Here is an 8,381-nt window from a genome sequence, read left to right as displayed (position 1 = left end):
GGTTCGCATTGTGGCCAAGCCATTGCCGCCATCACAGTGGCTGACGGCTCGCGCACGGCCATGAGGAAGGCGTACGGGTCGTGTCCATTCAGCTTGGCCGACTGAATCAGGCTCATGGGGGCCGCCGCTGACCGACCATCCTGTTCAGTGGCTTCATAGGCGGGCGCAAGGCTCCTGCGTCGCGTGGATCGGGTCAACATGACTTCGCTGTGCGCTTGCGACTGGCTGGCCCTAGCCGAGAACGCAGCGCACGTGAAAGTCCGCTGCGCGTCGCAGACCTGTCCACCGATTGCTAGTGCGGGCCCGAGCGTCGTGCCACGTCGTCATCATCGTCAGCTGGGTTCCCGTGGACCCACACCTGTCGGCACCGCGACTGCGTTCTTGCGGCAGGGCTGGCGCAGCGTCGTCTCGCAGCTCGGACGCTCCGATGCATGCGCGTAGGGCAAGTAGCCGATAACAATGCTGGAAAGACGCATCTTGTCGTGCCAGACCGTATTGGTCGACGGAGTCTTGCGGTTTCCGAACACCCAGTACCCGGTCTGCGACGGCGTATCGATCGTCACGCGCAAGCTCGACCCCGCGCGAAAGACGTGCGCGAACTTTTGGAGCTCGACGCGAAGCAAGGTGGGCTCGTTCGGAACCAGCGTCTTCACGCTTGCTTCGGTGAAGTCGCCCCACGGCCGAAGAGTGGAAGACCTCGACTCATCCAGTTGCCGCTTCGAAGCGCGAAGCCATCCCCGCTGCACGAACATCTCCATGCCGTCGGGTCGCACTTCCGACAACGTGACTTGAACGTCCGTGTCGCTGTCGGTCGTACTCAGCCACAGATCGACAGAACCCTCCCCGTAGTAGCTCAGATCCTGAGGCAGCGCTGCGGTGGTGAATGTCAGCTGGCCATCAGGGGCACTCACGTCCGCCCAGCCCTCGGCGACGGGGTTGTTGACCGAGGGACTGTCCACGGGATAGCGGTAGCTGCTGGACGCCGCTTGTGCGCTCGCCGGTTCGTCCGCGCCGAGGCCTCCGTCAGCCCGCATCCACAGCCGCATCGGCGTGACCTTGACCGGCAGGCGGTCGAGCCGCGTGACCGCGGTCGGAACCGCCGCCAGCGTCGCTTTCGGATCTTTCGGCGTTTGCAGCTCCTGCAACAGATGAAGGTGCGGCTCCTGTTCGAACCCGTTGTCTTCGCCTTTGACGAAGTGCGCGTAGAAGCGCTTCTGGACCTCGAACACGTAGTCGGAGATGTAGCTGGTCTCGTGCGTCCCGTTCGAGCTTATCAGCCACATGTTGTCGGGCGAGAGGGTGTCCTCGTAGTAGCCCATGCGCGTGCCAACCTGCTCGTCCTGCCAGGCCTGGGTGCCGAGCGTCGGGATGTCGATGTAGCCGGTGGCGAACATCGCACTCCTCTGGGCGTACAGCGCGTCGTAGTGCGGATCGGTGTCTAGCCACCTGAGCCAGTCGAGATCGGGTCGTCGCAGCTTCGCGATGTTGGCGGCTGCGGTCTGCTCGCACGCGATGTCGCCATCGTCTTTTGCCACCGCCGCCGCGGCCTGCCAATAGGCTGGGAACCTGCCGATCCACGCCGCCGGAAAGCCGATGTTCTGGATGCCGCCCGGGTACTCGACATCGCGGTACGGATCGGTCACGTCCTTGCCGGGCGCGATGGCCAGCAGGTGCTCCGGGCGCTGTGAAGCGACCCAGAGCTGGTTGTAGCCGGCATACGAGTCGCCGACCATTCCCACGCGGCCATTCGACCAGTTCTGCCGGGCCGCCCATTCGACGGCGTAGGCGCCTGCGGCACCGACCGTCGCGTCGAACACGCGGTCGTCGCCGCTCGAACAACCGGTGCCGGGGACGTTCAGGCCCATCACCGCATAACCTTGGTCCAGCCAGCGCCGTCCGAGATTCGGGGCGCTGCCCGATGCGTAGCCGTCGTACTCGATTAGCACCGGATAGGTCCCGGTCGAGTGGGGCAGCGACACCGAGTAGCGCATCTTGTTGCCATTGGGCAGCGTGATGTAGCCCCATTGGTGTATCGGCCCGTCCGACGGTGGATCCGACGGATCGCCTCCACAAGCTGCCAGAGCGATCAGGACGACCCCGCACGCTGCCCTTTGCCGATGCCTACGACCTGAACGCTGGACCATGCAACCATCTCCGTTGTACGTTGAGAATGCGAGCAGACCGAGTCCGTGAGCTGGCCTGCGTCGACGACTCCATGTTGCGCAACGGACATTAAGAAGTTTTTAATGACGCCCCTTCATGCTGAAGGCGTCACGTCAAGTCAAGAAGTAGAACCATGAATATCCTGCTGGTCGAGGACGACGACATGCTGGCGCAGGCCGTCTCCTCGGGCCTGAAGCAGAACCAATGGAGCGTCGACTGCGCCAACGACGCCGCGGCTGCGCGTCTGGCGCTGCTCGACCACCACTACGCCGCCGTCCTTCTGGACCTGCGGCTTCCGGACGCGTCGGGCCTCACGGTGCTGTCGGCGCTGCGTGCCCGCTACGACGCGACCCCCGTGCTGATCCTGACCGCACGCGACCAGCTCAGCGATCGCGTTCGGGGCCTGGATGCCGGCGCCGACGACTATCTCGTCAAGCCGTTCGAACTCGACGAGCTGTACGCCCGACTGCGAGCCTTGATGCGCCGCAGCCAGGGGCTGGTGTCGAAGACCTTGTCGATCGGCGACATCGTCGTGGACCCTGCGAGACGCCAGGTCACGAGGGCACGGAAGGCGGTCGGACTGAGCTCCCACGAGTACCTGACCTTGCTCGCGCTGATGGAACGGCAGCGGCGCGTGGTCTCTCGCGACCAGCTCGAAAGACTCGTCTATAGCCATACGGATTGCGTCGCGAGCAACACCATTGCCGTCTACGTTCATCAACTCCGACGCAAGCTCGGCGAGGACTTGATCGAGACCGTGCATGGATTCGGCTATCGAATCGGAGCGCCGCAACCATGAGCTCGCTGCGCGTTCGTCTGATTGTGGCGATTCTGGCCGTCGTGCTGGCGCTGTCCTCCGGGTGGCTGCTGTGCATCGCCTGGTTCAAGCTGCGGGCCAACGCCAACCAGACCGACGCCGCACTGCAGGCTTCGGCGGATCTGATCCTGTTCTACGTGCCGGACAGGATCGGCGTTGCCCATTCGTTGCCTTCCTCGGCACAGTACCCGATGACCATTCAGCTGTTGGCCGATCGTCGCATCGTCGCGCGAACACCCGATGCGCCAGCCTCGCCGATGAAGGCAAGCTTCTCCGACGGCTTCTCCAACGTATGGATCGGCCATCAGTACGTGCGCGTCTACGCCGCTTCCGATGCCGATGGCAGGCTGCAAGTGCAGGTCGGGCGGTCATTGGAACCGTGGATCGCCGACATCTGGAAGGCGGTCTGGTTCGGCGTCGCGAATGTCGCCGGCCTGCTGCTGCTCGTCGGCACCGCGGTCTGGTGGGTAACGCGTCGGTCGTTCCGTCCGGTGACCGCGGTTCGCGTCGCGCTCCACCAGCGGCCCGCGCTAGACCTGTCGGCGCTCCCCATGCGGGGCCTGCCTGACGAGATCCGGCCGCTGGTCGCCTCCTTTAATCACCTGCTCGACCGACTGAAGCGCGCGGTGGAAGGCGAGCGCCGCTTCATTTCCGACGCAGCGCATGAACTTCGCACACCGTTCGCGGCGCTGTCGGCGCAGGCGCACGTGGCATTGCATGCGAGCCGCCCGGACGAGAAAGACGACGCGCTGCGGCAATTGACCGCCGGCGTGAACCGCTGCTCGCGGCTGGCGGCACAGCTGCTCGAGCTTGCGCGACTCGATGCCGCTGCCAGCGGCGAGCAGCACACCTTGCTCGAGCTGTCCAAGCTGGTCGAGATCGTCGTGCAGGACTTCGAGGGCGTCGCGCGGCAGAAGGACCACCACCTGAGCGCCGAGCTCGCGCCGTGCCTGATACAAGGCGACATCGATGAAATCGGGATCCTGCTTCGCAATCTTGTCGACAATGCACTTCGATTCACGGCGGCCGGCGGCCGCGTCGTGGTCTGCTGCGGGATCGTCGACGTCGAGGGAGTCGCTCGCGCGGTACTGTCAGTTGCCGACGACGGGCCTGGGGTTCCAGGGCCCGAACGCGCCAAGATCTTCGAACGCTTCTATCGCGTGGCCGGCACAGGCCAATCGGGCAGCGGCATCGGCCTGTCGTTGGTGAAACGCATTGCGCAACGGCATGACGCCGACATCGACATGAGCGATGGACTCGACGGCGCTGGGGTGTGCCTGTCCGTGCGCTTCAAACCGTGCAGCGCAAGCTCTGCGCCGCGGTGACGAGCTCGGAGTCGGGTGCCACGGCTTCCTCAGCGAGGTGTTGCCGACAATCCGCCGCGCTCCACCGGATTGGCGCTTCGCGCGCGTTCGCGCTCGGCCTCGTACTCGCCATGTTCAGGCATCCGCTTGAGCCGGACGGGCCAGCGCCGGTTCGCAGTCGTGGCCCCTTCAGTTCACGTTGCTGATCACCTTCGTCCTGTACCTCGCGTTCAGGCGATTCGGCGAGCGGTAGCCCAGCGTGGAATGGCGGCGCCTCCGGTTGTCGAAGAGGGCAATGTAGTCGAACAGCTCAGCCCTGGCCTCTGGAAGGCGAAAAGCAGAGGGCACCGCACCGCTCCCAGATTGCCGGCCACTTTGGCCGGCGACGGGGGAGTAGGTCAACTGTCGACGGCCTCTTGGGCGCACAAGGGCTTACCCTCAGGTTTCTCGAGAAGCGCTCAGCCCGGGAAACGAGATCACCCCTTCAAGAGCCACCATGTCCGGCCCCCTCCCCCGCGTACGAGAGGATCCTCGGCGCGGTCCCTTGGGGGCCAGCGGCGCACTGCAAATCGACCTGCCGGTACCGACGCTCCTCAAGCCGCTCCGCGACGCCGGCCACGCAGCCAGTGCCATCCGAACGGCAGTACCAGCAGCACGCCGAGGCCCAGGTGCAGGAAGGCCGCCGCTGCGCCAACGGCCTCGTCGCCGGCGTAATAGATGATCACCGCGCTCGCCGCCAGCGCCAGCAGCAGCACGCCCAGCACCAGCCCGCTGGCGCGTTGGCGTCGGCGCCGCCAGCCCGATCGCATGTGAACGCTCCACAGCGCTCCCACTAGCATCAGCAGCGCAAAACCGCCTGCCGCATGCGCGGCCGCCCAGCCGATGCGCGCACCCGCCGCCAAGCGCCAAGGCAGGGCCAGTTCGCCGCGCAGGACCAAGGTGGTCGGCGCCAGCAGCGCGCCGCTGACCAGCATCAGCAGCATCGCCCCGATGAGGGCTGGTACGAACCAGCGCGGGTAGCCTTTCATGCGCCCGACCCTGGCTCGATCAAGCTGCCGCCGAGCCGCCGCACTCGCTCGTGGCGCTCGCCGGCGGTCGCGGTGGCCGCCACCTTGGTGAGGGCATCCGCACGCCAGGCCGTGCGCGCGAGAACCGTCCACACGCCCGCTTCCGCCAGCTGTGCTGGCGGCGCGACGATGCGGGCGGGGAAGGACGCATCCTCCGCCCCAGGTGCGCTGACGCGCGTGCTGGCGATTGCCGCGTCGCGCAATACACCCAACGGCTGCAGCGTGCCGTCGAGTTCGCGCCGGTGCACCGGCAACGCGAGGTCACCGAACACGCGCAGGTCCCCGCCGGCATTGACCCAGCCGCTGGCCACGCCGCATCCCCGCATGCGTCGGATCGCATGGTCGACCGCGAAGCCCTTGGCAATGCCGTCCAGCGTCAGCCGCACCGGCCGCCGCAGCCGCGCCCGGCCGGCGCCGAGCACGATGTCGGCATCCGTCCCGCGCGGCAGCGGGGCCGGCCCTCCGTGGTCCGGCAGTTCGCCGCGGCGCACCATCAAGCCGCCGACGGTGCAGTCGAAGGCGCCGCCGCTGGCCCGCATCGCGGCACGCGCCAGGCGCAGCACACGCAGCGTGAGCGGATGCAGCGCCACGTCGCGCCCCGGCGCACGGTTCAGGCGAGTCAGGTCGCTGGCCGGCGCGTGGAAGCTCATGTGCCCCTGCACCTCGTCGATCGCCTCGAAGGCGAGCCGCAGGCCGCGCTCGGCGTCGGCCAGCGAGTCGGCATGCGCCGCCACCTCGACATAGGTGCCGAGCAAGGGGCGCATGCGGCGCACTTCAGGCATGGGCGGCCAGGAACAGCTTGTGGATGGCCAGCAGCCGCTTCACGCCGTCCATCACGTTGCGGCACGACAGCGTCGCGCCGCTGATGTTGGGCACGTCCTGGTCGAGCTTGAAGGGATCCGCCAGGGTCTTGCCCACCAGCGACTTCCGCCAGGCGGCATCGCGCACCTGGCCGCCGTGCGTCTCGCGGTAGCTCATGATCTCCACGCCCAGCACGTGTCCATCCGGCGAGATCGCAGTGGCATAGGTGATGAACTCGTGTTTGCCGATGACCTCGTCGACGAGCATCCAGCCCTGCAGCGCGCCGTCGCGTTCGACACGCCAGACCTTCTGCTCATCCCATCGCTGGCGCAGGCCGGAGGCCGACTTGATGCGTTCCCGCTGCTCGTCGTTGAACTTCAACGGCTGCTCGACGAAATCCTTCGCCGCGGGGAACAGCAGGGTCTGCGCCTGCGCGGCGCTGAGGTAGTCGACCGCAAAAGCCGGCGACACCAGCGCCACGCCCGGCAACAGAAAAACCGACCAGTCACGAGCCTTCATGCTGCCTGGACCTCAGAAGTTGTAGCCGACCTTGATGCGCACTTCGTTCTTGGTCTTCTCGATCAGGTGCAGGTGCGCATCGGACTGGCCGTCGTAGCGCTCGCCGCCGCCGCGCAACTGCTTGAAGGCGGTGAGGGTCGCCCACCATTGCTGGCCGGCCCAGTGCAGCGAAGGCCCGGCAAACAGTGACCAGCGTTCGAGGCCCACCTCGGTCTCGTACTCGGTCTCGTGCACCGCCTCGGCGCCGATGAACCAGCCCGGCGCGAAGCGGTACGACAGGCCGGTGCCGTACTTGAAGTTGATCTCCATCTCCGGGTCGGTCGGCCACTCGTAGCCGTCCGGCAGGTCGGCGATCGCCTTGCGTTTCTCGTAGGCAGCGCGCAGGCCGACGTTGCCGACCCAGACGAGCTGGCCTTCCATGAAGTACTTCTGCGCCTGCAGCTGGGTCTCGAACTCGATCTCGCGCTTCTTCTGACCCGAGTGCACGTCGAGGAAGCCGTACTCCAGGCTACTCGTCATCGACAGGCCGAAGTCGTCCTTGGCCGGGCTCAGGAAGTTGTACTTGACCCCCAGTTCGATGCCCTGCAGGCGCAGGCCGTACTTCTCGTCACGCGGCAGGTAGCCGTTGATCACCAGGCCCGAGGTGTCGATGCCCAGGCCGTTGAGCTCCGCCGACACCTGGAAGCGGTCGGTGACGCCGTACTCGATCTCCGACTTGGTGTCGATCGCGCGATAGGTGCCTGCACCCTTGTTCGAGCGCTGCGTGACCCACTGGTAGAACTCGGCCGAGCCCTTGGGCAAGGTTTCGGCACCGCGTACGTAGCCGAACAGGTTTTCATCGGCGTGCGCGGACACGGACAGCGCGAGCGCAACGGCACCGAGCAGGGAGAGGCGAAGCAGGGACATGGGAATTTCCAGGGGTGAGCAAAGGCAAATGCGAATGACTTGCAGTCATATTCTACCGAGGAACCAGCATCCGGCCGGCCACGCTGCCTCCCCGCGCACTAGCGTGCTTCCTGTTGTCTTCTTGGATGACTCCCTCAGTGCAATACGAGTTTCCTAAGGCTCGCCTAAGCCATCGCTAAGACTTGGCTAAGCGGCGTCGAACCAACATCGGTTTGATGAATATCCCGCTGAGCCCCGAGCTGCCGACTCCGGTAACGGATACCTTCCTTGCGCGTGCTTCGGAGTTCGACCGCAGTGCCGGCGAGCGGGTTACCCATGCCTTGCTGCTGCTGATCGGTGCCTTGGTCCTGTTGCGCCTTGTCGGCATGGCGGGACTGCCATTGATGGACACGACCGAGGCGCGCTATGCAGAGGTCGGCCGCAAGATGCTCGAACTCAACGACTGGATCACGCCTTGGCACGACTATGGTGTTCCGTTCTGGGCCAAACCGCCGTTGTCGTTCTGGCTGACCGCATTGAGCATGAAGTGCTTCGGGGTCAACGAATTCGCAGCACGTCTGCCGCACTTCCTGTGCATGGTCCTCGTGGCTGGGCTCTGCTGGCGCCTTGCAAACTCTCGCCGCGACACTCCGCCGCTAGCTTGCATCGGCCTACTCGCCGGTGCTGCCCTGTCGCTGCTCGCGGCGGGTGCCGTGATGACCGACGAGGCGCTCACGTTGGGGACGACGCTGGCGATGGGCGGCCTTTGGCAAGCCTTGCATGGCCCGCGACGCCGCACCGGATGCGTACTCCTGTTCACTGGTC

8 protein-coding genes and 1 pseudogene are annotated in these 8,381 nt (G+C 66.0%); 3 read left to right on the top strand and 6 right to left on the bottom strand.

Going from position 1 to position 8,381, the window contains the following annotated elements:
- Together AC1D15_RS11230 and AC1D15_RS11225 are read right to left on the bottom strand one after the other, a co-directional pair.
- Positions 1-143 (bottom strand): annotated as a pseudogene (locus tag AC1D15_RS11230) (transposase domain-containing protein); the annotation flags it as partial.
- A gap of 189 nt (positions 144-332) precedes the next feature.
- Positions 333-1,991 (bottom strand): CocE/NonD family hydrolase, encoded by a 1,659-nt coding sequence (locus AC1D15_RS11225; RefSeq protein ID WP_477826029.1) that lies wholly within the window; start codon positions 1,989-1,991, stop codon positions 333-335.
- Between the two features lie 305 nt (positions 1,992-2,296).
- On the opposite strand from AC1D15_RS11225, the gene AC1D15_RS11220 reads away from it, so the two are divergent.
- Both AC1D15_RS11220 and AC1D15_RS11215 read left to right on the top strand, forming a co-directional pair.
- The gene (locus AC1D15_RS11220) at positions 2,297-2,962 is read left to right on the top strand and encodes a response regulator (protein WP_477826028.1); all 666 of its coding nucleotides are present in this window, start codon (positions 2,297-2,299) and stop codon (positions 2,960-2,962) included.
- On the top strand, positions 2,959-4,305 hold the full coding sequence (locus tag AC1D15_RS11215) for an ATP-binding protein (protein ID WP_477826027.1): 1,347 nt from the start codon (positions 2,959-2,961) through the stop codon (positions 4,303-4,305). The genes AC1D15_RS11220 and AC1D15_RS11215 overlap by 4 nt, the downstream gene beginning before the upstream one ends.
- A 572-nt stretch (positions 4,306-4,877) precedes the next feature.
- On the opposite strand, the gene AC1D15_RS11210 is transcribed toward AC1D15_RS11215, so the two are convergent.
- The 4 genes from AC1D15_RS11210 to AC1D15_RS11195 are packed head-to-tail and all read right to left on the bottom strand — an operon-like array spanning position 4,878 to position 7,577.
- Complete coding sequence (locus tag AC1D15_RS11210) at positions 4,878-5,267, bottom strand: hypothetical protein (RefSeq protein ID WP_477826026.1); 390 nt, start codon at positions 5,265-5,267, stop codon at positions 4,878-4,880.
- 41 nt (positions 5,268-5,308) lie between these two features.
- Positions 5,309-6,115 (bottom strand): FAD:protein FMN transferase, encoded by an 807-nt coding sequence (locus AC1D15_RS11205; RefSeq protein ID WP_477826025.1) that lies wholly within the window; start codon positions 6,113-6,115, stop codon positions 5,309-5,311.
- 10 nt (positions 6,116-6,125) lie between these two features.
- Positions 6,126-6,671, bottom strand: coding sequence for an FMN-binding protein (locus tag AC1D15_RS11200; RefSeq protein ID WP_477826024.1), 546 nt, complete (start codon positions 6,669-6,671; stop codon positions 6,126-6,128).
- A 12-nt stretch (positions 6,672-6,683) separates the two neighbouring features.
- The gene (locus tag AC1D15_RS11195; protein WP_477826023.1) at positions 6,684-7,577 is read right to left on the bottom strand and encodes a DUF6662 family protein; all 894 of its coding nucleotides are present in this window, start codon (positions 7,575-7,577) and stop codon (positions 6,684-6,686) included.
- Between the two features lie 215 nt (positions 7,578-7,792).
- Here AC1D15_RS11195 and AC1D15_RS11190 point away from each other — a divergent pair.
- Positions 7,793-8,381: ArnT family glycosyltransferase (locus tag AC1D15_RS11190; RefSeq protein WP_477826022.1), on the top strand; the 589-nt coding region annotated here is incomplete at its 3' end.

The sequence above is a fragment of the Rhizobacter sp. P2_H2 genome (assembly GCF_056403375.1).
This window is presented reverse-complemented; position numbering and strand designations above follow the sequence as displayed.

Coding starts and splice junctions, on each gene's coding strand:
- AC1D15_RS11225 (WP_477826029.1), bottom strand. CDS start 1,991: ATGCGCTACTCGGTGTCGCTGCCCCACTCGACCGGGACCTATCCGGTG.
- AC1D15_RS11220 (WP_477826028.1), top strand. CDS start 2,297: ATGAATATCCTGCTGGTCGAGGACGACGACATGCTGGCGCAGGCCGTC.
- AC1D15_RS11215 (WP_477826027.1), top strand. CDS start 2,959: ATGAGCTCGCTGCGCGTTCGTCTGATTGTGGCGATTCTGGCCGTCGTG.
- AC1D15_RS11210 (WP_477826026.1), bottom strand. CDS start 5,267: ATGCTGCTGATGCTGGTCAGCGGCGCGCTGCTGGCGCCGACCACCTTG.
- AC1D15_RS11205 (WP_477826025.1), bottom strand. CDS start 6,115: ATGCGCCCCTTGCTCGGCACCTATGTCGAGGTGGCGGCGCATGCCGAC.
- AC1D15_RS11200 (WP_477826024.1), bottom strand. CDS start 6,671: ATGAAGGCTCGTGACTGGTCGGTTTTTCTGTTGCCGGGCGTGGCGCTG.
- AC1D15_RS11195 (WP_477826023.1), bottom strand. CDS start 7,577: ATGTCCCTGCTTCGCCTCTCCCTGCTCGGTGCCGTTGCGCTCGCGCTG.